This is a genomic window from Streptomyces sp. NPDC004031, from assembly GCF_053604375.1.
On sequence record NZ_JBSGHL010000007.1, the window covers coordinates 100083 to 123647 of the forward strand.

The window sequence follows — 23565 nt, forward strand, 5'->3', positions numbered from 1 at the left end:
CGCCCGGCCGTTCAGAGCTGCTTGCCGCCGTGCAGCGTCGCCGCGATACGGGCCGCCGCCGCCTTGAGGTGGCGGCGGACCTCGCGCAGCTGCGGGTCCGTCACCCCGTGATCGCGGGCCGTGTCGCGCACGTCGTCCCGGAAGCGGTCGAGCAGCCGCTCCAGGTCCCGCACCGGGTTGTCGGACGGCGGCGCGTCGTCCTGCCCGTCCTCCGCTTCCTCCCCGGCGGGCGGCTCGTGCGGCGGTGCCCACGGGGACTTCGGCGCGTCCGGGCCCGCGGCCGTACCCATGCCCGGGATGCCGAACCGGCCCAGTTCGCGGCTCAGTTCGGCCAGGCCCTCGCGCAGGCCGGACTGCCAGTCGCCGGTCCTGGTGTGCTCCTGGACCTGGCTCTGCACCTGGTGCGCGATGCGCTGGAACTCGTCCCGCGCGCTGTCCACCGCGTCCCGCGCGTCCTTCGCCTGCTTGCGCGCCGCCCGCGCCTCCTCCTTCGCCCGGCGGCTCTCCTCCCGGGCCTGCTTGGCCTGCTCCTTCCACTCCCTGGTGGCCTCGCGGTACGGATACCCCGCGTCCTCCGGCTTCGTCCTGGCCTGCTGGGCGGCGGCCCGCACCTCGCGGCGCAGGTCGCCCGCCGCGCCCCGGACGTCCTCGCGGATCTCGGCGGCGAGGGAGGAGACCGACGCGCGGATCTCCGCCTCCAGACCGGCGATCTCGTCGGCCCGCGCGGCAAGCTCCGCCCGGCCCTCGTCGGTGAGGGAGTAGACCTTGCGGCCGCCCTCGGTGGAGTGCGTGACCAGGCCCTCCTTCTCCAGCTTGGCCAGCCGCGGATAGACCGTGCCGGCCGAGGGCGCGTACAGGCCGTGGAAGCGTTCCTCCAGCAGCCGGATGACCTCGTAACCGTGCCGCGGCGACTCGTCGAGGAGCTTGAGCAGGTACAGCCGCAGCCGGCCGTGGGCGAAGACGGGCGCCATGGTGATCAGAGGTCCTTCCGGAACGAGGGCGCGTCCTCCAGGGGAGGCCTGCGCAGCAGCGCGATGGAGCCGGAGACGGTGGTGGCACGCAGCCGGGTGCCGCCGTCGCCGACCCGGCCGGTGATGCGCTTGGCGCCCCACATGCCGCTGACCTCCAGTTCGTCGAAGGCGCAGGAGACCTTGCCGCTCGTGGTGTTCGCCTCGACATCGGCGTCGCCCGGCTCGGGGATGCGGATGGCGATCTCGCCGGAGACCGTCGTGAGGTGGACGTCCGCACCGGCCGTGGGGTCGAGGTCCAGCACCATCGACCCGCTGACCGAGTCCGCGTGCACGCCGGGGCCGCTGCCCTCGACGACGGTGAGGTCACCGCTGACGGTGTTGACCCGCAGGTCGCCGGACAGCGACTGCGCCTCGACGTTGCCGGCCACGGTGTGCGCCTTCACCGGGCCGGTGAGGCCCACGAGGGTGGTGTCGCCGTTGACGCCCTGCACCACGGTGGAGCCGCTGATCCCGGAGATCACCGCACCCGCGGTCACCACGCCGACCTCCACGGAGGTCTGCTGCGGCACCGCGAGCGAGATCACCGCGCGCCGCCGCCAGCTGTGCCGCTCGCGCCACTTGAGGAAGCCCTTCCAGTTCAGGTCCTCGTACGCGACGGTCAGGGTGCGGCCCTTCTGCGTCACGATCAGCGGCGGTCCGGCCAGCTCGGTGATCTCCATCCGGGCGGGGCCCTCGCCGGTGCCCACGACGTTGACGGCGCCGCCGACGATGCGGACGCAGAGCGTGTCGAGGGCGCCCTCGAACTCGAACGTGCCGGGTTCGCTGACGGTGCGGTCGTTCATCGTGCGCCTCCTTGTGGGCGAGCGGGACGCGATATACCGCGTCTGCTTGAGTCACACGATATATCGCGTCCCGCTCGTGTCAAGAAGAGGCCCAGCCCCGCGCGCGGAAGGTCGCGAAAAGCGCATCCGGGGGCACCCCGGGGCGCAACCGGCGGGCTAGTCGTCGGCGTCATCCTCGTCGTCGAGGCGGGCGAGCCATGTCGCGAGGCGCTCGACCGGGATCTCGAACTCGGGATTGAGGTCGACGAACTCGCGGAGGCGGTCGGCCAGCCATTCGAGCGTGACCTCCTCCTCTCCGCGCCGGTCGGCGAGTTCCTCGATGCCGCGGTCGGTGAAGTACAAGATCTGCTCCAGAACAGGGGTGGGACGGTAACAGGACGGGGAAGAACTGCGGAGGACGGGGACGGGAAACAGCTGCAACCGCAAGGATAGGAGCAGCCCCGGAGGGGGACGCGAGCGACGGCGTGAGGGGGACGGGGTGACACCGCACAGCGCCGATTCCGACCCGGCCGACGACGCGGACCCGGCCGACTACCTCGTTCCGCTGGCCCGCAGGGCCACCGTCCGTATCCACGGGGCCGGCGCCGGGCACCCGCTCTACGGCAGCGGCTTCTTCGTCGCCCCGCAGTGGGTGCTGACCTGCGCCCATGTGGTGAGCCGCGCGCCGGGCGAGGCGGCCGGGCCGGACGGGGCGCAGGAGGAGACGGCGGCGGGCGAGCCGGTGGAGGCCGCTGAGGCGAAGGTCACGGTCGGCTGGGGCGAGCGCATGCTCGACGGTGTCGTGGAGTGGGCCGAGCCCGCCGTGTGGGAGGGCCGCGGTGCCTGGCCCGCGCCCGACCTGGCCCTGGTGCGGCTGCTGGATCCGGTGGACCACCCGTGCGTGTACCTCAGCGAGCGCACCCCGCGCACGTATCCCGCGAGCCTCGTGGCGTACCTCGGCTACACCGAGCTGACCGGTGACGTCGAGGCGTTCGACGGCCGCTGCACGGTCCGCGGCCAGCTCGGCAGCATGCTGCGGCTCGGCGACGACGAGATCCCGCACGGCGTGTCCGGCGGCCCGGTGCTGGACCTGGTGCGCGGCGAGGTCATCGGGGTCGTCAAGGCGCAGCGCACCGCGCACCAGGACGGCGGGCTCGCCGTCCCCGTCCAGCAGTTACGGCGGCTGCCCGGCGTCGAGCGGGGCCCGGCCGTGGACCGGCACCAGCCGGAGCCGGTCACCGACCTCTACCAGCGGGTGATGTCGGCGCACGACCTCCACCACGCCGACCGGCACAACTCCGTCAGCGGCAGCGGCGACACCTGGACCGACGTGCACAGCGAGATCGACGCGTGCGCGGGCCGCGCCCTCACCCCGGGCCTGCGCACCAAGCTGCTCGGCCTGCTCGCGCAGCTCCCGCCGCCGTCCGACGCGGAGACCCTGCGCAAGATCGTCGAGAACGCCCGCCGCACCTCCTTCGAGGTGGACCTCGCCCCGCGCGCCTGGCGGGACGGCCTCGGCCTGCTCTACGAGCTGCGGCGCGGCACCACCGAGATGCAGGCCGTGCTGCGCTACGCGATGCTCGCCGCGACCGCCGACCGGCTCGGCGACCTCGACGACCCCGCCGAGCGCGCGGTGTGGGAGTGGGCGGAGGGCCACGCGGGCGAGGCCGCCCTGGAACGGGTCTTCCGCTTCACCCTGGGCGAGGAGCGGCGCTCGCGCGCGGGCTCGCGCGGCCGGACGAGCGTCGACCTCACGCCCGAGCAGTGGACCGGGCCCGAGGCGGTCCTGCTGCTCTTCCCGGGGGACGGCTGGGATCCCAGCCGCTTCGACTGGCGGGTCACCGTGATGCACCCGGAAGGGCGGGTGCAGGTCATCGAGGACGGCTTCCGCACCGAGCTGGCCGCGCTGCCCGGGGCGCTGCGCCAGCCGCTGCGCGAGGCCTTCCGCCGCTGCGACTCCGCCCGCGTCCTGGCCCCGCTGCAGCTCGCGGTGCCCGGCGACTTCATCCCGCTCGCCGCCGCCGACTGGCCGTTCGGACCGGGCGGCGGCACCCTCACCCCCGACCGGCCGGTCGTGATCCGGCGCACCGACACACCCCCCGAGGACGCCGAGCAGGCCGCTCGCCGGGTCGCCCGCTGGGACGCGCTCACCACCCAGCGCCCCCGCCCCGACGTCCTGGACTGCGACGACGGCGTTCCCAGCGAGCTGCCCGGCGAGAGCGCGCTGCGCGACCGGCTCAACGACACCCTGCCGGTGCTGTGCCGCAGCGCGGACACCGCGCACGACGCCCTCAACCGGGTCTTCCTGAGCGGCTACAGCGTCGCGCTGTGGCGTCACGAACCGGTCGGCCAGGACATGCTGTGCGCCGACTTCCACCGCGGGGTGGCCCATACCGTACGGGTCGCGCGCACCGCGGGCCGGCTCCCCGCCGCCCTCGCCGACCTGCGCGCCAAGGTCGCCCGCAAGGTGCCGGAGAGCTACTGGGCGACCGGGCTGACGATGCTGTGCACGGATCCGACGCGCCCCCTGCCGGGGGCGGACGACCTATTGGAGGCACCGTGACGACGGATGCGAGGTACCGCGGTGAGTGAGACGGCCGACACCACAGGTGTGCCGGAGACGGCGGGCGCGGCGGAGGCGGCACCGGGCGGACAGGCCGGCGACTGGCTCATCTACCGCGGCACCGGCGAGCCGCACACCCGTATCGACGCGCTGCCCGCCCCACCACCCTGGCGGGACTTCGACGGCGGCCCGCTCGTCGCGCCCGGACCCGGCCCGGACAGCTCGTCCACCCGCCGCCTCGGCGCCTTCCGGCACATGGCCGAGATGCACCGCCCCAGCCCCGAGGAGCTGGAGATGGTCAACGCGGCGCTGTACCTGCGCCGCCCGCTGCTGGTGACCGGCAGCCCCGGCTCGGGCAAGAGCACCCTGGCACACGCCGTCGCGCACGAACTGGGCCTCGGCCGGGTGCTGCACTGGCCGATCGTCAGCCGCAGCGTCCTCCAGGACGGGCTCTACCGCTACGACGCCATCGCCCGCCTCCAGGACACCCAGATCGCCGCCAACACCGGGACGGCCCCGCCCGGCGGCATCGGCAGCTACATCCGGCTCGGCCCGCTCGGCACCGCGCTGCTGCCGACCAGGAAGCCCCGCGTGCTGCTCATCGACGAGCTGGACAAGAGCGACATCGACCTGCCGAACGACCTGCTCAACGTCATGGAGGAGGGCGAGTTCGGCGTCCCGGAGCTGGAGCGGCTCGCCGAGCGCGAACCGCAGGTCGACGTCATGACCGACGACGGCGCCAAGGTCACCGTCAACGAGGGCAGGATCCGCTGCCACGCCTTCCCGTTCGTGATCCTCACCAGCAACGGCGAGCGGGACTTCCCGGCGCCGCTGCTGCGCCGCTGCATCCACCTGGAGCTGGACCGCCCCGACCACCAGCGGCTCTCCACCGTCGTGCGCGCCCACCTCGGCGACGAGGCGGCCGAGCTGAGCGAGGAGCTGGTGACCCGCTTCCTGGACCGCTCGCGCAGCGAACTGCTGGCCACCGACCAGCTGCTCAACGCGATCTACCTCACCCACCATGCCGCGCCCCCCACCCGCTCCCGGCTCGCGGACATGCTCATCCAGCGGCTCGACCGGCCCAGGTGAGGCGGCTGTGGACGCCGAGCACGAGACCTCCGCGCCGCCCGGCCCCGCCGGGCCCGGTCCGGACGGCCCGCCCGACCCGGTCGCCGAACTCGTCGGGCGGCTGAGCGGCGCCGGGCTGCACCCGGGCGAGGACGAACTGGCCGACGCCCTGTGGCTGGCCCGCTGGTCGCAGCCCACCGCCCGCGAGCCCGTCCCGCCGCCCGGCCCCGTCGACCGGCCGCCGACCGGTGGCGGCGGCGCGGGCACCCCCGGCGACCTGCCGCAGGTGCCCGCCGACGGCAGCGACGGCGCCGGGAGCCGGCTCGCCCCGCCCGAGGACGAGCCCCCCGGCATGCTGCACCTCTACCCGGGCGGCGGCGACACCGGCCGTGCCCGGACCGGTCCGGCGGGCCTCGCCGTCGCCGTACCCGAGGCTCCCGCGCTGCCCCGGCTGCTCGAACTCCAGGCCGCCCTGCGCCCGTTGCAGCGCTACCACACGCCCGCCCGCCCGCTGCGCAGCCTGCTCGACGAAGCCGCGACCGCCGAGCGCACCGCGCTGGCCGGCGGCCTGCTGCTGCCCGTCTTCCGCCCCGACCGGCGCGGCAACGCCACCATGCAGCTGCTCATGGACGCGTCCTCGTCGATGTACGTGTGGGAACGCATGCTGCGCGACCTCGGCGGGGTCTTCGAACGCCTCGGTGCCTTCCACGAGGTGCAGGTCCGCTACCTGCACGCCGGGCCCGAGGGCAGCCCCGCCGTCAGCCGCCACTTCGACCCCGAGCCCGCCGAACTGCGCTCCGCCGAGCAGCTCGGCGACCCCACGGGACGCCGGATCACCCTGCTGGTCAGCGACTGCGTGGGCCCGCTGTGGCGCTCCGGGCAGGCGCACCGGCTGATGCACCGGCTCGCCGCGTACGGGCCCGTCGCCGTGCTCCAGCCGCTGCCGACCCGGCTGTGGGCCCGCACCCGGCTGCCCGTCTCCTACGGGGTGCTGCACCGCGCGGAGGGGCCGCTGCCCGCCGCCGCACTGCGCTTCTCCGCCGGCGCCGGGGGCTTCACCACCCCGCCCGCGGGCGACGCCCTGCCCGTACCCGTCCTGCCGCCCACCGCGCAGGCGCTCGGCGCGTGGGCGCGGCTGCTGGCCGGGACGGGGGCCGGGGAGGTGCCCGCCGCCGTCGGCTGGGTGCGCTCCGACCAGCCCGCGAGCCCCGGCCGCCCCCGCCGCACCCCGCAGCCGCCCGGCCCGCTCGTCGAGACGTTCCGCTCCTCCGCCTCGCCCGCCGCCTCGCACCTGGCCGTCTACCTCTCGGCGGCGCCGCTCTTCCTGCCCGTCATGCAGATCGTCCAGCGCACCATGCTGCCGCTGTCCGGCCCCGCGGAACTGGCCGAGGTGCTGCTCAGCGGACTGGTCGTCCGCACGGACGGCGACGACCACCGGTGGTACGAGTTCACGCCCGGCGTACGCGACGAACTGCTGCTGCCGCTCGGCCGCGACGAGGCCGCGCTGGTGCTCAAGCACTGTTCGGCGTACGTCGAGCAGCGCTTCGGCCGCGGCGGACCCAACTTCCTCGCGATGGCCGTCAACCAGCTCACCGACGGCCCCGCCGACCCCGTCGCCGACGCCGCCGTGGCCGCCGCCGCGCGCCGGGCCGCCCTCGCCGAGGGCGGCACCGCGGGCGCCGACGGCTCCCAGCCCTTCGCGGAAGTGGCTGCGCGGGTGCTGGAGCGCTTCGTCGCGCCGGACGGCACGGAAGCCGGGACGGACGGCGGCGCCGACGGCACGCCGGGCACGTCCGGCGGCCGTCTCACCGCCGCGGGCCGTACCGGAACCGGCGCGGCGGCACTGGAAGAGGCCAGGGAACTCGTCGCGGCCTTCCTGTCCGAGGACATGGTGCAGAACCTGATCGACGCGGTGGCGCTGCTGCGCACCGCCACCCGGCAGGAGCGCGGGCACGCCACCGACCCCGAACTGTGGGCCGAGTTCGCCGAGCAGCTCATCCGGCTGTGGCGGCTGCGCCGCAGCCCCGAGCTGCTCCGCGAGGCGCAGGAGGCCGCGAAGATCGCCGTCTCGCACCCCGGTTCGGTCCGCGCCCGCGAGGTCCTCGCCTGGGTGCTGCGCGCCTGCGCCGACGACCGCACCGCGGTCGGCGACATCCGCGGCGCCCTGGAGCACCTGCGCCGCGCCGACCGCGAACTCACCGCGCTGTGCGCCGTACCGGGCCTGGAGGCGGGCGGGGTGCTGCGCGCCACCCTGGAGCGGGTCCAGGTGCTGGAGAGCCAGTGGGAGCTGAGCGGCGACACCGCGCTCCTGGAGGAGACCGTCGGCATGCTGGACGCCTTCGCCGACGCCTGGCCGCCCACCGAGGCGCGCCCCAGCGCACTGGCCACCGCCCGCGGCCGCGCCCTCCTGCGGCTGTCCGGCACCACGCCGGACACCGAACGCAGGCAGCTGTACGCGCAGCAGGCCGCCGCCTCCTTCACCGGAGCGCTGGAGGAACTGGAACGGGCGGGCTCCGCCGCTCCCTCTGGCGCCGCCGGTGGTACGGGTGGTGCGCCCGGGGCGGGAGCGGGCGCGGAACGCATCGTCCGCGCGCTGCTCGAACTCGTCGACGCGCTGCTCGCCGCCGGCGGCCGGCTGCCCGAGGCGCAGCGGCACGTCGACCGGGCGCTCGGCCTGACCCGCGACCGCCTCCAGCGTGCCGAGATCTTCGCCAGAGCCGGCCGGATCCGCGCCGCCCGCTACACCGAGGGCGGCCCGCCCGGCGAACTGGAGGCCGCCGCGGGCCGGTTCGCCGAGGCCTGCCGGCTCACCCCGCGCGACCGCCCCGAATACAGCAGCCTGGTCGCCGAATGGGGCGCCGTCCTGCTGAACCGCTCCGGGCTCCCCGGCGGCGAGACCTTCGTCAACACCGCCGTGCAGGTGCTGCGCGAATGCCGCACCGAGACCCCGGAGAGCGACCCGCGGCTGCCGTCGCGCCTGCTGATGCTCGGCCAGGCACTCGTGCTCCGCTACCTCGCGGAGGGCGACCTCGTCGATCTGCGGGAGGCCGAGTGGGTGCTCGGCCGCGCCGCCCAGCCCGCCGTCGACCCCGCCCAGATCGCCCGCATCGCCTTCGAACTGGGCCAGGTCCACCGGCTGGCCCACGCCTACACCGGGCGGAGCGAACGCCTCGACCTCGCCGACGACGCCTACCGGCGCGCCGCCGAGGCCGCGTCCGGCGCCGCGACCGGAGCGGCCGACCCGCTGCCCATGGTGCGGCTGGCCGCGCAGGCGCATCATTGGCGTGGAGCGGTCAACGAAGCAGCGCACCGCAGACGGGCCGCGACGGACGCGTACCGCGCCGCGACCGGCTGGTGGCGCAGGCTGCCCGACGACGGCGGCGAGGCCGGACGCCGGTCCGCGGAGCGGCTGGCGGCACTGAGCAACGACGTCTGAAACCGACTCACCCCCCGACGGAGGGCCGCGATGCACACCGACCCGCACGACACCGAACCCGCCCCCGACGTCCTCGCCCTCGACCTGGAATCCCTCCGCACGGTCGACCACCCCGTCCTCGCCGCCCTGGTGGAGGACCTGCGCGAGCGCGCCGCCGCCCCCGGCGGAGGCGCGCTGTGGGGCTTCGACAACGCGATGTGACCCCCGCAGTCCCCGCACACCCCCCGCACCCCGTCCGGAACACCCCTCAACAGGACGCCCGTCGCGGAGTTACGGCCAAAAGCCGCGCACCGCGTTTGCACCCCGCCACCCGGCGGGAATCACCGCGTGGGCCGACGGGGCGGCCCCGACGGAGGGGGAGGCGGAAGTGGCGCAGCGGCCGACGCGCAAGGGCCCGCGCCCCGCTGCCCCGCCCCCTGCGGCCACCCCGGACGTTTTCCCGCCGGGCCCCGGGGACGCGCGCCCGGGTGACGTGGGCGGTGCGGGGGAGCCCGGTACGCAGGACGGGGCCGCGACGGGCGCGGGGTCCAAGGGCATGGGGGCCGGGGGTCCGGGCGGGGAGCCCGTGCGGCAGTTCGTGCTCAAGACGCACAGCCGGTGCAACCTCGCCTGTACGTACTGCTATCTCTACGCCGGGCCCGACCACGGGTGGCGGGGGCGGCCGCGGCAGCCCGCCGCGGGGGTCGTACGGCGTACCGCCGAGCGGATCGCGGAGCACGCCGTCGCGCACGGGCTGCGGGAGGTCGCCGTCGTCCTGCACGGCGGCGAGCCGCTGCTGGCCGGTGCCGAACGGCTGGCCGACGACGTCGGGCTGGTCCGGCGGACCGTGCCCGCGACCGTGCACGCCACCGTCCAGACGAACGCCACGCTGCTGACCGCGGACGCCGTCCGTACGCTCGCCGCGGCCGGGATACGTGTCGGGGTCAGCCTGGACGGCGGGCGGGCGGCGCACAACACCGCGCGGGTGGACCACGCCGGACGGCCGGGGTGGCCCGCCGCGTCCGCCGGGCTGCGGGTGCTCGCCGAGACCGCGCCGGAGGCGTACGCGGGGGTGCTCAGCGTCGTGGACCTGCGGTACGACCCGGTCGAGGTCTACGAGTCGCTGCTGGACTTCGGGCCGCCCGCGATCGACCTGCTGCTGCCGCACGGTAACTGGTCCGCGCCGCCGCCGGGACTCCCCGCGCCGCCGGGCGACCCGGCGCCGTACGGCCGCTGGCTGACCGCCGTCTTCGACCGTTGGTGGCAGGCGGACCGGCGGCGCACCCGGGTGCGGCTGTTCGAGGAGTGCGTCGCGCTGCTGCTCGGGGTGCCCGCGGCCACCGAGCGGCTCGGGCTGCAGCCCTTCACCGCCGTCGTCGTCGAGACGGACGGCAGCATCGAGCAGGTCGACTCACTCAAGTCCGCCTACGAGGGCGCCGCCGCCACCGGGATGGACGTCTTCCGGCACAGCTTCGACGACGTCCTTACCCACCCCGGAGTGGCCGCCCGCCAGGCGGGCCTGACCGCTCTCGGCCCGGTCTGCCGGGCCTGCCCGCTGGTGACCGTCTGCGGAGGCGGCCACTACGCCCACCGCTACCTGGCCGGCGAGGGGTTCCGCAACCCCTCCGTCTACTGCGCCGACCTCGCGTTCCTGATCCGCCACATCGGCGCCCGGCTCGCCGCCGCGGCGGGCGCCGGATCCGGCGGCCACGCCCCCCGGGAGACAGTCCGGTGAACGTACCCGATGCCCTGCTCCGCACCCTCGGCACCACCGGCGGTGACGCCGCCGCGCTGGAGATGCTCGTGGCCGAGCAGCGCCGCCGCCGGCGGCTGATGCTGCGCGCGCTGCTCGACGCCGTCGCCGAGGCCCCGCCGTCCGTGCTGCCGCCCGCCGCCGCGGCCCGCGTGCAGGCCGACTGGCAACTGCTGGTCGCCGCCGAGCGGGCCGACCCGGCCGCCGCCCGGCGCGTCGTCGACTACCCGCTGACCGGCGGCTGGGCCGAACGCGCCCTGCGCGCCCTGACGCAAGGGACGGGTCCGGGGCCCGCGGCCCTGCTCGCCCACCTCGGGGCGCTGGCCGCCGCCGCGGCCGCGCGCGCCGGGCTGCGCTTCACCGCGGACGTGCCCGTGCACGACGGCGTGCTGGCCCTGCCCACCCTGGGCGGCTGCGCCGTCCCCGGCGGGCCCGGCACCGTAAGGGTGGCGGGGGAGGGCAACCGGCTGTGGCTGCACCTGGCGCCGGGCGGGGCGACCGCGGGGGACGGCCCCGCCGGGCACGACGGCCCGCACCCGGGCGGGACGGCCACCGGAGCCGCCCGGGTCGAGGTGCGGCGCGGGCCGGACGGGGTGTGGCGCTCCGCCGCCGAGGCCTGGCGGCCGATCCGCGCGCTGTGGGGGCCCGGCGGCCGCCCGGTGCTGGTCGACGACAGCGACCCGTACCGCGACGAGGAGCGCAGCACCAACCCGTACGGCCTGAGCGCCTCCGGCTCGCTCGGGGTGAGCCGGCACGCCGCCTGGCGCAGCGCCTGGCGGGACGCCCGCCCGCTGCTGCTGCTCGGCACGGGCGAGCGTGCGGTGGAGGCCGACAGCCTGCTGGACTGCTTCGTCCCGCTGGCGGGCTCGCCCACCGCCCGCTCCAGCGCGACGCGCGGCGACGCCTTCGGCGCGGTGCTCACCAGCGTCCCGCGCAGCGGCCTGGAACTGGCCGGGACGATCGTGCACGAGCTGCAGCACACCAAGCTGCTGGCCCTCTCGTCGGTGACCGTGCTGCACACCGCGGGCGACGAGCCGCGCTACTGGGCCCCCTGGCGGCCCGACCCGCGTCCCTTCGACGGGCTCTTCCAGGGCGCGTACGCCCATCTCGCGCTCGCCGACTTCCACCAGCGGGTCGCGCTGAGCGGCGCGCCGCCCGCCGTGCGGGACGCGGCCTGGGCCGACCACAGCCGCTGCCGCCAGCAGGTGGAGGCCGCGCTGCCGCAGCTGCTCGGGTCCAGCCGGCTCACGCCGCAGGGCCGCACCCTGGTCACCGCGATGGCCGCGCACCACGCCCGGCTCAAGGACCACGCCCCGCCGGACGGCCATCTGGCGCGGGCCACCGCCTACGTCGAGACGTCCCGGGTGATGTGGCGCCGCCAGGTCGTCTGAGGCCGGGCCGGACGGCGGGGCGCGGGGCGGAACACCGCCGTACCGGGCACCCCGGCGCCCGACCCGCGGCCCCCGACCGGACCCCCGCCCCGGCCCCCGACCCGGCCCCCGACCCGGCCGCCGACCGAACGGCCGACCGGACGGCGGTCCGAAGTGACCGGAACGCCCCCGAAACGGCATGACGTCGCGTCAACGGGGGATCAATCAGTGTAGTTTCTGGCCCAGGCCGCCTGGCGGCCCGTCAGAACGGCGCATGCACCACACGAGGGAGACGGTCGAATGCCCGGAGGGCGCAGCACGGCGGCACTCGCACGCGGACCGGTGACGATCAGCTTCGCCGGGTACAACCGCGCCTGGGCCTCCTGGATCGCCAGCAGGCTGGAGAAGCACGGCGTGCGGGTGGTGCTCCAGCGCCTCGACATCACTCCCGAGGCCAGCCTCGAAGAGGTCCTGGGCGATCTGCTGCTGGCCGAGGGCCGGGTGCTGATCGTGCTGTCCGAGTGGTACTTCCGGCTCGGCCCGCGCACCCACGAGGAGTGGAACTCCGCGCTGCGCCATGTCGTCCCGCCCAACAGCGAACGCTTCGCCGCCGTTTCGGTGACCTCGGCCGCGCTGCCCAGCGCGGCGGTCGCGCTGTCCGCCGCGGATCTGTGGGGCCTGGGCGCGGTCGAGGCCGAGCGGCGGCTGCTCGCCCGGCTCGGCATCACCCCCTCGCGCGCCGCCGCCGGGGACACCTTCGGCGGCACCGGCGGTCCGCGCTTCCCGCTGGAGCAGCCCGCGGTCTACGGCGGGGTGCCGCGCCGCAACACCCGCTTCACCGGCCGCGAGGAACTCCTCGGCGAGCTGCACACCACCCTCCAGCAGGCCGCCCCCGGCGCCGCCGTCGTCACGCTCTACGGCCTGTCCGGCGTCGGCAAGACACACATCGCGACCGAGTACGTCCACCGCTTCCAGACCGAGTACGACGCCGTGTGGTGGGTGCGCGCGGCCGAGCGCGGCACGCTGCGCGAGAAGCTCGCGGGCCTCGCCCCGGCCCTCGAACTGGTCACCGGGCGCGAGTACGGCGAGCGGCTGCGCGCCGTGCGCGACGCGCTGCGCCGCGGGGAGCCGTACGGGCGCTGGCTGGTCGTGCTGGACGGCGCCGACCAGCCCGACGACGTCTACGACCTGGTGCCCAGCGGACCGGGGCACGTACTGATCACCTCGCAGAACCGGGAGTGGGGCGAGCACAACAGCTCGCTCATCGAAGTGCCGGTCTACGACCGGGTGGAGTCGGTGGCGTTCGTGCGCCGGCGCGCGCCGCGGCTGGACGAGGCCGAGGCCGACCGGCTCGCCGACGCCCTCGGCGACCTCGCGCTCGCCCTGGACCAGAACGCGGGCGCGCTCAACGACTCCAACACCTCCGTCGACGAGTACATCGAACTGCTGCGCCGCGGTGCGGACGTCGAACCGGGGCTGAAGGTCGCCGCCGACTTCCAGATGACCTACTACACGGCCTTCTCGATACTGCTCAACCGGCTCCGCGAGGACAAGCCCGAGACCGTCGACCTGCTGCGGCTGTGCGTCTTCTTCGCCCCGGGCCCGATCCCGGTGCGGCTGCTGCGCGAGATGCAGATCCGCGACGTCCCCGAGAAGCTCGCCGGGCTGCTCGGCGACTCGGTGCTGTGGAACAACGCGATCGACAAGCTCGCCCAGTGGTCCGTCATCCAGGTCGATCCGCAGGAGATCGCGGCCGAGGAGACCGTCGGCACCAACGAGGTCGTCCAGATGCACCGGCTGGTCCACCAGGCCGTCCGCGCCGAGATGCCGCAGGACGAGCAGGCCGACTACTCCCGTGTCGTCCGCAAGATCCTCGCCGCGGCCGACCCCGCGCGGCCCGCCGACACCCGGCTGTGGACGCGCTACGCGGAGATCGTGCCGCACCTGGAGGCCTCCGGCGCGCTGGCCAGCACCAACCCGGAGATCCAGGTCATGGTGCTCAACTGCCTGCGCTACCTGTACCTGTCGGGCGAGTACCGCACGGGGCTGGCCATCGCCGAGGTCGCCGCCGCCGAGTGGCCGCGGCTGCTGCCCGCCGGGCACCCCAAGCTGTGGGACCTGATCCACCACCAGACCAACCTGATGCGCGCCACCGGCGACGTCCGCGCCACCGAGGCCCTGGACCGCGACGCCTACGACCGGCTCCGCCAGGACCGCGGCGACCGCGACCTGCTGGTGCTGCGCGCCGCCGGGAACCTGTCCGCGGACCTGCGCAGCCTCGCCCAGTTCGACGAGGCCCTGCGGCTGCTGGAGTTCGCCCGCGACGGCTACCGCGAACTCGTCGGCGAGCTGGACTCCAGGACGCTGAGCACGCAGAACAACCTCGCCATGACCTACCGGCTGCTGGGCCGCTACGACCAGGCCCTGCGGCTGGACCAGGCGACCATGGAGGCCCGCCGCGAGCTGCTGCGCGAACGGCACAACTGGACGCTGTCGTCGGAGAACTCCTTCGCGCACGACCTGCGCCTGCTGGGCCGCTACGAGGAAGCGACCTCCGTGCAGGAGCGCAACTGCGAGATGCACCGCAACGTCCTCGGCGCCGACAACCCGCAGACGCTGCGCGCCGAGCACAATCTCTCGCAGTGCTACTACCGGGGCGGTGACCGCGAGCGCGCGGCCGCGCTGATGGCGGGGCTGCTGGAGCGCTGCGAGCGCGTCCTCGGCGACAGCGACCCGCAGACGCTGCGCGTCAAGGCCAGCTACTCCGCCTTCCAGCGCGAGCACGGCGACCTCGACCAGGCCCGCGAGATGGGCGAGTTCGTGCTGCGCGAGTACCGCCTCCAGCTCGGCGAGCAGCACCCCTACACTGCGGGCATCCTCGGCAACCACGGGCTGATCCTGCGGGCCGCGGGCGAACGCCGGCAGTCGCAGCTGGAGATCGAGTCCGCGCTGATCACCATGACGGCCGCGGTCGGCGAGGACCACCCCTGGACCCTGGGCTGCGCCCTGAACGCCACCGCCACCCGCAACCTCGCCAGCGACCCCGAGGGCGCCGCGGACCTGGCGCGGATCACCACCGAGCGCGCCACCGCGGCGCTCGGCAAGGACCACCCGCTGACGCTGTCGTGCCGGATCGCGCTCGCGACCGACCTGCGCAACCTGCGCCGCCGCCCGGAGGCCGACAAGGTCGAGGAGGAGGCGCTGGCGATCCTGTCCGGGACGCTCGGCGCGCAGCACCCGCACACCGTCGCCGCCCGCTCCCGTACCCGGCCCTACTGGGACTTCGAGCCGTTCAGCTCCTGACCGCACCGGGCCCGCGGATCCGTCCGCGGGCCGTACACCGACCGCACAGAGCAGTGACAGAGCAGTGGGGGAGACGCACCCGTGGCGATAGTCCGCTTACCCGCCGGCGAGTCCGGCGGGACACCGTTCCTGATCGAGGTGGACGGCCCGCCCGCCGCCGCCGGTGACGCCTCGGGCGTCTACGACGGCATCGAGACCCGCGCCAGCCCCGCCCAGCGGGTCATGGACGCCGCCCGGGACGTCTACGGCGACGGGCTCGACCTCGCCCGCAGGCTCGCCGAGGAGGCGGCCCGCCGCTTCGCCGGGATGGACGAGGCGGTCCGGCCCGCCGAGATCGAGATGCAGCTCGCGGTCAAGCTGGACGCCACGCTCGGCGCCTTCCTCGTCCAGAGCGGCGCCGAGGCCCAGTTGCAGGTGACCTTCCGCTGGACACCGGGCGGCGGCACCCCGTGACCGCCGCCGAGGAGACCGGCGCCGGCATCGCGATCCTCCCCTACAGCCAGGTCGTCGGGCAGCACGACCTCAAGCTCGCGCTGGAGCTCAACCACATCGCCCCGTCGATCCGCGGGGTGCTGCTCGCCGGGGCACCCGGCACCGCCAAGTCGACCGTCGTCCGCGCCTTCTCGCTCATGGTGCAGGGCCGGCTGCCGGTCACCCTCACCATCGACGCGACCGACGACCGGGTGCTGGGCGGCTGGGAGCTGGGCGACCTGCTGGAGGGCCGCACCACCCGCAAACGCGGCCTGCTGGAGAACGCCGGGGACGACGGGCTGCTCTACGTCGACGAGGTCAACCTCCTCAACGACCACGTCGTCAACATCATCCTCGACGTCGCCTCCACCGGTGTGCTGTCCGTGCAGCGCGAAGGCATCGACACCGTGCGCAAGGTCAACTTCGGCCTCATCGGCACCATGAACCCCGAGGAGGGCGGGCTGCGCCCGCAACTGCTCGACCGCTTCGGGCTCATGGCCGTCGCCACCGAACTCGACGACACCCAGCGCCGGGCGATGCTGCACGCGGTGCTGCGCTTCGACGAGGAGCACGCCCACCCCGGCGGCACCGACGGATCGGTCGCCCGCTGGCGCGCGCAGGACGCCGAGGTACGGGAGCGGCTGCGCGCCGCCCGCGAGCGGCTCTACGCGGTGCAGGTGCCCGACGCCGTCGAGGCGCTGGCCGTCGCCGTCGGGCGGGAACTGCGGACCGTGGGCCACCGCGGTGAGGTCGTCATGGTCCAGGCCGCCCGCGCGTACGCCGCCCTCCAGGGCGACACCGCCGTGACCGCCCGGCACCTGCGCACCGTCGCCCCCTTCGCGCTGCGCCACCGCAAGGCCGAATCCGCCCAGGGCGGCCCCGTCGACTGGTCGGCCGAGGACGACGACGTGCTGGAGCGACTGCTGTCATGACCTCCGCCGCGCTCCCGCGCCGGGCGCCCGCCGACCGGCCGGAACTCGCCCGGCTCCTGCGGGCGTTCGCCTGCGCGGCGGTGGAACCCGGGCTCGCCGGAGTGCTGCTCTTCGACGTGCCCGACGACGCGCTCGACACCGTCACCGCACTGTTCGCCGCCGTCTTCGGACGCGACACGCCCGCCGTCGTGCTCGGCGCCGCCGCCCGCGAGGACGAGCTGTGGACCCGGATCGGCCTCGAACCCGGCGACGGCGGCCTCACCGTACGGGCCCGGCGCGGCGCCCTCGTCGAGGACGACCCCGGCGCCGCGCCCGCCACCGCCGTCGTCCCCGACCTCGCCCGGCTCGGCCTGCCCGGACTGCGGGCCGCCGTGACACTCGTCGGCGCGGACGTGGCGTCCGTGCAGCGGCACGGCGTCGGCGTCGTCTGGCGGCCGCGCGCCCGGTGGCTCGCCTTCTGCCGCTCGGCGGACGCCGGACGCATCTCCCCGCACCTCCTCGACCGCTTCCCGCTGCGGCTGTCGCTGCCCGGCCTGGTCCTGCCCGCAGAGCCGGGCACACCCGGCGAGCTGTGGCGCGGCAGCGCCGAACGGGCCGCGCTGGACCACGCCCTCGCGGTCGGCGTCGCACCGGTACGGGTCGGGGCCGCCGCGCTGGAGCGGGTCGCGCAGGCCGCGCCCGCCGCGGGCGGCGGCGAACGCCGGGCCCTCGCGCTCGGCCGGATCGCCCGCGCCCTCGCCCGTCTCGACGGCGCCGGCACCGCGGAGCCCGGCCACGTCGACGCCGCCGCCCGGCTCATCGGGCTGCCCGCCGAGGCCCCGCCGCAGGCCGCCGCACCCGACGAGGCGGGCCTGCCGCCGGTCCCGCCGCCGCCCGCCACCGCAGGACGGGGCACCGGCGGAACACCGGGCACCGCGGGCGGCGGCACCACCACGCGGCTGGCGCACACCGGAGGGCCCGCCGAGAGCCTGGAGCCGCAGCCCGCCGCCGCCGGGCCCGACCGCCCCGCCGGGCCGCCCTACCCGGAGGACGACGCGGAACCGCTGCACGACCACGCGCCGCTGCGCGGTGCCTGGCGGCGCACCGTGCACAGCGAGCGCGGGCCCGTCGTCGGTGTGCGGCGCGCCTCCGACCTGCGGGACCTGGCGCTCGTCCCGACCGTCGTCGCCGCGGCCTCCAAGCGGCGGCTGCGCGGCGAACTCACCGTCACCGCCGAGGACCTGCGCAGCCACGTCCGCGCCGCCGAGCCCGACCGCATGCTCGTCCTGCTGCTCGACCACACCTGCCGCCGCGGCCGCGACTGGCAGGCCGTCCTCGCCCCCTACCTGCGCTGGGCCTACACCGGCCGGGCCGCGGCAGCGGTCGTCGAGGTCGGCGGCGCGGGCGCCCCCGACGAACTGCGGGCCGAGGCCTTCCTCGCCCGCAACGTCCTGGAGCCCCGGCTCACCGCGGCCCTGCACCGCCGCCCCGGCCGCTCCAGCCCGCTCGCCCACGGGCTGCTGCTGGCCGGGCAGTTCGTCCGCCGGGCCTTCCAGCAGCAGCCCACCGCGCTGGCCGAGGCGTGGTTCGTCGCCGTGACCGACGGCCGCGGCAACGTCCCCCTCGGCGCGAGCCTGACCGGCCGCCTCACCCCGCCCGTCGGCCGCCGCGGCATCGACGACGCCCTCACCGCCGCCGCCCAGCTCGGCGCCCTCAACCGGATGCGCCTCCACACGGTGGTCGTCGACGCCGGAGCCGAGCCCTACCCCGACCTTCCCTTCACCCTGGCCGACGCCCTGGGCGCCCTGACGGTCGCCGGCCCCGACGGGGAGCCCGCCGATGACGACTGAGCACGGCGCCCGGACGGCGCCGACGCCGGCCCGGCGTGCGGTGGTGGCGGTCCGCGCGGTGCCGGGCGCGGCGGACGCGCGTCGCACGGGCGGGCGTACGGGGAGTGCGGAGGTGGACGGTGGGCGATGAGGAGGGGCGGATACGGCGGACCGGGGGCGGGTGGCTGGCCGGGGCGTGGGGGGCCTTCCGGTCGCCGCGGCCCGTGGCCGTGTCGGCGCCGAAGCGGCCCGAGGTGCCCGGGGCGGCGGACGCGGAGGCCGGGCGCAACGAGTCCACCGGTCTCGGCAGCCTCCCCGCGGACCCGCGCCGCAGGCTCCCGCCGGGCATGGCGAAGCTGCTGGTCCAGCCCGCCAGGACCGCCGACGGCCGCAGCGGCTACCTGCTCACCGGCACCGCGGACGACAGCGCGCCGCTCTCCGCGGCGGGGCCGCACCTGCCGCCCACCGACATCCGGCTCTCCCGCCTCCAGCAGCAGGGCAGCGGGGACGGCACCGCGGCGGGCATGCCGAGCGAGGTCTACCGGGCCGTCCGGCACTGGTCGCAGCAGAGCCGGCAGCGGCCCCTGGTGGCCTGGCTCACCGACCTCCGCGCCCGGCACGGCGAGGCCCTGCACCTCGTCGTCTGGGACGACACGGAGTTCGAGATCCCCTGGGAACTCCTCACCCTGCCCCCGGCGGACGACCCGGCCCCCGCAGCCGTACCGCCCGCGCGCGGGCCGGACCCCGCGCCACCCGGCGGGGTGCCGCTCGGCGCGGTCGTCCCCGTCGCCCGCTGGACGACGACGTGCGAGGAGGCCGCTCCGCTGCTGACGGGGCCCGCTGACTGCGCGGGCGGCGTCCTGAGCTACTTCGACGCCGACATGGCGGGCGACAGCGAGGCCTTCCGGCACGTCGCGCACCGCCCCTGCGCCACCCGGGACGACTTCCTGGCCGCCCTCGGCGGCGCGGGCGACACCCCGACCGGCCTGGTCTACCTGGGCGCCCACGGCAAGCACGGTGCGAGCCTGGAGAATCTGAGCCTCGGCGGGCTCACCTGGTACGAGCTGAACGAGCAGGCCATGCCCGCGCTCGCGGCAGGCGGCACGGCGGTCGTGCTGAACGTCTGCCACGCCGGGCGGGTCGTCGCCAACCACGGCGGCGGCGAGGACGCGCTCCGCGGCTTCACCGAGCTGTTCCTGCGGGGCGGGGCCACCGCGTGCGTCGCGGTCGGCGGCGCGGTGGACGACACGATCGCGCGCGAGCTGCTCGCGCACCTGATGGACCACACCGGCCGTACGCCGGAACGCTCCCTGGCGCTGATGCTGCGCGACTTCCGGGCCCGCGCGACCGACACGCTCCCGCACCCGCTGCCCCGCGCCCGGGGCGGCGACGGCACGGTCGACCTCAGGGGCCAGCGCGCGGTCCTGCGCTTCCTGTACCCCTTCATGTACGTCTACTACGGCCACCCGCACACCACGCTGCGGCTGTCCCCGTCCGCCGCGGACGGTGCCGCGTGACGGCCGCGGGCGGCACCGAGGGGGCGGGGCTGCGGATCGAACCCGTCGTCAGCCGCCCCCGTACCGCGTACGCCGGGCAGGCCTACCTCGTCACCGTGGACCTGCGGGGCGCGGGCGCGGACGGCGGATGGCCGTACGAGGAGGAGGAGTTCGCCTTCGGGATCACCCTCGACGGGCAGCCGCGGCTGCGCTGCGAGGCGCTGGGCCACCCCGGTGTGGTGCTGCACCGCTTCGGCGACACGTACGGCCCGGCGCGCTTCCTGGTGACCGCCGGTCAGGACGTCGGCCCCGCGGAACTGCGGCTGACCGTCTCCAACGGCTGGGGCGTGCCGGTGCGCACCGCGCGGCTGCGACTCGACGTGCTGCCCGCGCCCTCCGCCCCGGACACCACGGGCAGCGCGCCCGTCGGTGTGCCCTACCCGGCCGCGGGCACGGCGCCCGGCCCGGCCTCCGACGTCACCGCGCACGGCCCGGCGAGGCCCCTTCTGGGGATCCCCGGCCCGCGGCCCGTCCCGCGCGCAGTCCCGGAGCCGGACCCCGAACCCGAGGCCGTGCCCGCCCTCGCCTCCGGAGGCCGCGTCACCATCAGTTTCGCGGGCTACAACCGGGCCTGGGCCTCCTGGGCCGCGGGCGTCCTGGAGCGGCACGGCGTCCACGCGGTGCTCCAGCGCTGGGACGTGGCCCCCGGCGCCTCCCTCGCCGACGGCCTGCGCGATCTGCTGCTCTCCCGCGACCAGGTCCTCCTGGTGCTGAGCGCCTGGTACTTCGCGCTCGGCGGGCGCACGGAGGCGGAGTGGCAGGCGGCTCTCGACGAGGTGGTGGCCCCGCGCCCGGACCGCTTCCGGGCCGTCGCCGTCTCCTCCGAGGTGCTGCCCGCCGCGACCGCCCTGCTCGTCCCTGCCGACCTGCGGGGCACGGGCCCCGTGGAGGCCGAGCGGCGGCTGCTCGCCCGGCTCGGCGTCCCCCCCTCGCACACCGCCGGGAGCGGTCTCGGCGGCACCGGCGGTCCGCGCTTCCCGCTGGAGCAGCCCGCGGTCTACGGCGGGGTGCCGCGCCGCAACACCCGCTTCACCGGCCGCGAGAAGGTCCTCACCCAGCTCGCCCAGGAGTTCCAGCAGGCCGAGCAGGGGGCGGGTGTGGTGACCCTGCTGGGCCTGTCCGGCGTCGGCAAGACGCAGATCGCGACCGAGTACGTCCACCGCTTCCAGGCCGAGTACGACGCGGTGTGGTGGGTCCGTGCCGCCGAGCGCGGCACCCTGCGCGAGAAGCTCTCCGCGCTCGCCCCCGCCCTCGGCCTGGTCACGGGTCAGGAGTACGGCGAGCGGCTGCGGACCGTACGCGAGGCGCTGCGGCGCGGGAAACCGTACTGGCGCTGGCTGGTCGTGCTGGACGGCGCCGACCAGCCCGACGACATCTACGACCTGGTGCCCAGCGGGCCGGGGCACGTACTGATCACCTCGCAGAACCGGGAGTGGGGCGAGCACAACAGCTCGCTCGTCGAGGTGCCCGTCTTCGAACGGGTGGAGTCGGTGGACTTCGTGCGCCGCCGGGCACCGCGCGTCGGCGAGGCGGAGGCGGACCGGCTCGCCGACGCGCTCGGCGACCTCGCGCTCGCCCTGGACCAGAACGCGGGCGCGCTCGACGACTCCGCCACGCCCGTGGACGAGTACATCGAACTGCTGCGCCGCGGTGCGGACGTCGAACCGGGGCTGAAGGTCGCCGCCGACTTCCAGATGACCTACTACACGGCCTTCTCGATCCTGCTCAACCGGCTCCGTGAGGACAGGCCCGAGACCGTCGACCTGCTGCGGCTGTGCGTCTTCTTCGCCCCGGGCCCGATCCCCGTCCGCCTGCTGCGCGAGACGCGGATCCACGACCTGCCCTCCCCGCTGACCGGACTGCTGCGCGATCCGCTGGTGTGGGGCGCGGCGCTGAACAAGCTCGCGCAGTGGTCGGTGATCCAGACCGAGCCGCACGAGGCGGCGGGCGAGGCCATCCAGCTGCACCGGCTCGTGCACCAGGCGGTACGGCAGGAGATGCCCGCCGAGGAGCAGGAGGTCTCCTCCCGGGTCGTCCGCGACATGCTCGCCGCGGCCGACCCGGCGCGTCCCGCCGACGCCCGGGAGTGGCCGCGCTACGCCGAGATCGTGCCGCACCTGGAGGCGTCCGGCGCACTCGCGAGCACCGATCCCGCGACCCAGGACACGGTGCTCAACTGCCTGCGCTATCTGTACCTGTCCGGGGAGTACGGCACCGGTCTGCGGATCGCCGAGGTCGCCGCCGCCGAGTGGCCGCGGCTGCTGCCCGCCGGGCATCCGAAGCTGTGGGACCTGATCCACCACCGGACCAACCTGCTGCGTGCCATCGGCGACTTCCGCGCCACCGAGGCCCTCGATCGGGACGCCTACGAGCGGCTGCGCGAGGACCGCGGCGACCGCGACCCGCTGGTGCTGCGCGCCGCCGGAAACCTCGCCGCCGACCTGCGCAGTCTCGGCCGTTACGACGAGGCGTTCACCCTCTCCTGGCAGGCCCGTGACGGTTACCTGGAGATGCTCGGCGCGCAGGACTCGCGCACCCTCAGCGCACAGAACAACCTCGCCGTCACCTACCGGCTGCTGGGCCGCTACCAGGAGGCCCTGGAACTGGACCGGCGGACGCTCCAGGCGCGGCGCGAGATCCTGCGCGGGCGGCACAACTGGACCCTGTCGTCGGAGAACTCCTTCGCCCACGACCTGCGCCTGCTGGGCCGCTACGAGGAGGCGACCTCGGTCCAGGAGCGCAACTGCGACACGCACCGCGGCGTCCTCGGCGCGGACAACCCGCAGACGCTGCGCGCCGAGTACAACCTCGCGCAGTGCTACCACAGCGGCGGCGACCGCCCCCGCGCGGCCCGGCTCATGACACGCCTGCTGGAACGCTGCGAACGTGTCCTCGGCGACACCGACCCGCTCACCCTGCGCGTCGAGGCCAGCTTCTCCGCCTTCGCCCGCGAGCACGGCGACCTCGACCAGGCCCGCGAGATGGGCGAGGACGTGCTGCGGGAGTACCGGGGCCGGCTCGGCGAGCAGCACCCCTACACCGCGGGCCTGCTCGGCAACCACGGGCTGATCCTGCGGGCGGCCGGTGAGCGCCGGCAGTCGCAGCGGGAGATCGAGTCCGCGCTTATCACCATGACGGCCGCGGTCGGCGAGGACCACCCCTGGACGCTGGCCTGCGCCCTGAACGCCACCGCCGCCCGCGCCCTCGCGGGCGATGCGCGGAGCGCCGCCGAGCTGAGCCGGGAGACCGCCCGGCGCGCCGCGGCCGCCCTGGGCGGGGAGCATCCGCTGACACTGTCGTGCCGCATCGCGCTGGCCGCCGACCTGCGCGCGCTGCGCCGCGGACCGGAGGCCGACACCGTCGAGGAGGAGGCACTCGGGCGCCTGGCCGCGACCCTCGGCCCACGGCACCCGCACACCCTCGCCGCCCGCTCCCGCAGCCGGCCCTTCTGGGACTTCGAGCCCTTCACCACCTGACCGGCCCGCACCCGCGAAACGGCGGGTGGCCCGTACCGGCGAACCGGTACGGGCCACC

General features: G+C 75.9%; 15 protein-coding genes. 12 read left to right on the forward strand and 3 right to left on the reverse strand.

Features of this window, described 5'->3' with window-relative positions; translation table 11 throughout:
- Positions 1–11: 11 nt before the first annotated feature.
- The 3 genes from ACWERV_RS06380 to ACWERV_RS06390 form a co-directional block, all read right to left on the reverse strand.
- Entirely contained in the window at positions 12–971 is a 960-nt protein-coding gene (locus tag ACWERV_RS06380; protein WP_452929488.1) for a helix-turn-helix transcriptional regulator, read from the reverse strand.
- A 5-nt stretch (positions 972–976) separates the two neighbouring features.
- Positions 977–1813 (reverse strand): DUF4097 family beta strand repeat-containing protein, encoded by an 837-nt coding sequence (locus ACWERV_RS06385; protein ID WP_398183083.1) that lies wholly within the window; start codon positions 1811–1813, stop codon positions 977–979.
- Between the two features lie 156 nt (positions 1814–1969).
- On the reverse strand, positions 1970–2155 hold the full coding sequence (locus ACWERV_RS06390; protein WP_398183086.1) for a DUF6104 family protein: 186 nt from the start codon (positions 2153–2155) through the stop codon (positions 1970–1972).
- 136 nt (positions 2156–2291) lie between these two features.
- Between ACWERV_RS06390 and ACWERV_RS06395 the strand changes: the two genes are divergently transcribed.
- The 12 genes from ACWERV_RS06395 (at position 2292) to fxsT (ACWERV_RS06450) (ending at position 23507) form a co-directional block, all read left to right on the forward strand.
- Positions 2292–4355: a VMAP-C domain-containing protein gene (locus ACWERV_RS06395; protein WP_452929492.1), complete on the forward strand. Its 2064-nt coding sequence runs from the start codon at positions 2292–2294 to the stop codon at positions 4353–4355.
- A gap of 48 nt (positions 4356–4403) precedes the next feature.
- Positions 4404–5444 carry an AAA family ATPase gene (locus ACWERV_RS06400; protein WP_398183427.1) on the forward strand — a complete coding sequence of 347 codons (1041 nt, stop codon included), beginning with the start codon at positions 4404–4406 and terminating at the stop codon, positions 5442–5444.
- Between the two features lie 7 nt (positions 5445–5451).
- On the forward strand, positions 5452–8859 hold the full coding sequence (locus ACWERV_RS06405) for an SAV_2336 N-terminal domain-related protein (protein ID WP_452929495.1): 3408 nt from the start codon (positions 5452–5454) through the stop codon (positions 8857–8859).
- Positions 8860–8889: 30 nt separating this feature from the next.
- The gene (fxsA, locus tag ACWERV_RS06410; protein WP_398183095.1) at positions 8890–9060 is read left to right on the forward strand and encodes an FxSxx-COOH cyclophane-containing RiPP peptide; all 171 of its coding nucleotides are present in this window, start codon (positions 8890–8892) and stop codon (positions 9058–9060) included.
- 334 nt (positions 9061–9394) lie between these two features.
- On the forward strand, positions 9395–10573 hold the full coding sequence (locus ACWERV_RS06415) for an FxsB family cyclophane-forming radical SAM/SPASM peptide maturase (RefSeq protein ID WP_452929497.1): 1179 nt from the start codon (positions 9395–9397) through the stop codon (positions 10571–10573).
- Positions 10570–11982, forward strand: coding sequence for an aKG-HExxH-type peptide beta-hydroxylase (locus ACWERV_RS06420; protein WP_452929500.1), 1413 nt, complete (start codon positions 10570–10572; stop codon positions 11980–11982). Before ACWERV_RS06415 ends, ACWERV_RS06420 begins: the two co-directional genes overlap by 4 nt.
- Positions 11983–12261: 279 nt before the next feature.
- Positions 12262–15264: an FxSxx-COOH system tetratricopeptide repeat protein gene (fxsT, locus tag ACWERV_RS06425; RefSeq protein ID WP_452929503.1), complete on the forward strand. Its 3003-nt coding sequence runs from the start codon at positions 12262–12264 to the stop codon at positions 15262–15264.
- An 81-nt stretch (positions 15265–15345) separates the two neighbouring features.
- Entirely contained in the window at positions 15346–15717 is a 372-nt protein-coding gene (locus ACWERV_RS06430) for a CU044_2847 family protein (protein ID WP_452929505.1), read from the forward strand.
- Complete coding sequence (locus ACWERV_RS06435) at positions 15714–16667, forward strand: AAA family ATPase (protein ID WP_452929507.1); 954 nt, start codon at positions 15714–15716, stop codon at positions 16665–16667. The genes ACWERV_RS06430 and ACWERV_RS06435 overlap by 4 nt, the downstream gene beginning before the upstream one ends.
- The gene (locus ACWERV_RS06440) at positions 16664–18496 is read left to right on the forward strand and encodes a magnesium chelatase (RefSeq protein ID WP_452929510.1); all 1833 of its coding nucleotides are present in this window, start codon (positions 16664–16666) and stop codon (positions 18494–18496) included. Before ACWERV_RS06435 ends, ACWERV_RS06440 begins: the two co-directional genes overlap by 4 nt.
- 119 nt (positions 18497–18615) lie before the next feature.
- Positions 18616–19992, forward strand: coding sequence for a CHAT domain-containing protein (locus ACWERV_RS06445; protein WP_452929512.1), 1377 nt, complete (start codon positions 18616–18618; stop codon positions 19990–19992).
- A gap of 551 nt (positions 19993–20543) precedes the next feature.
- The gene (gene fxsT, locus ACWERV_RS06450; RefSeq protein WP_452929651.1) at positions 20544–23507 is read left to right on the forward strand and encodes an FxSxx-COOH system tetratricopeptide repeat protein; all 2964 of its coding nucleotides are present in this window, start codon (positions 20544–20546) and stop codon (positions 23505–23507) included.
- Positions 23508–23565 lie beyond the last annotated feature (58 nt).

What these genes read in the sequence shown, in the direction of transcription:
- fxsT (WP_452929503.1), top strand. Translation starts at nt 12,262, where the DNA reads ATGCCCGGAGGGCGCAGCACGGCGGCACTCGCACGCGGACCGGTGACG.
- ACWERV_RS06415 (WP_452929497.1), top strand. Translation starts at nt 9,395, where the DNA reads ATGGGGGCCGGGGGTCCGGGCGGGGAGCCCGTGCGGCAGTTCGTGCTC.
- fxsA (WP_398183095.1), top strand. Translation starts at nt 8,890, where the DNA reads ATGCACACCGACCCGCACGACACCGAACCCGCCCCCGACGTCCTCGCC.
- ACWERV_RS06380 (WP_452929488.1), bottom strand. Translation starts at nt 971, where the DNA reads ATGGCGCCCGTCTTCGCCCACGGCCGGCTGCGGCTGTACCTGCTCAAG.
- ACWERV_RS06440 (WP_452929510.1), top strand. Translation starts at nt 16,664, where the DNA reads ATGACCTCCGCCGCGCTCCCGCGCCGGGCGCCCGCCGACCGGCCGGAA.
- ACWERV_RS06385 (WP_398183083.1), bottom strand. Translation starts at nt 1,813, where the DNA reads ATGAACGACCGCACCGTCAGCGAACCCGGCACGTTCGAGTTCGAGGGC.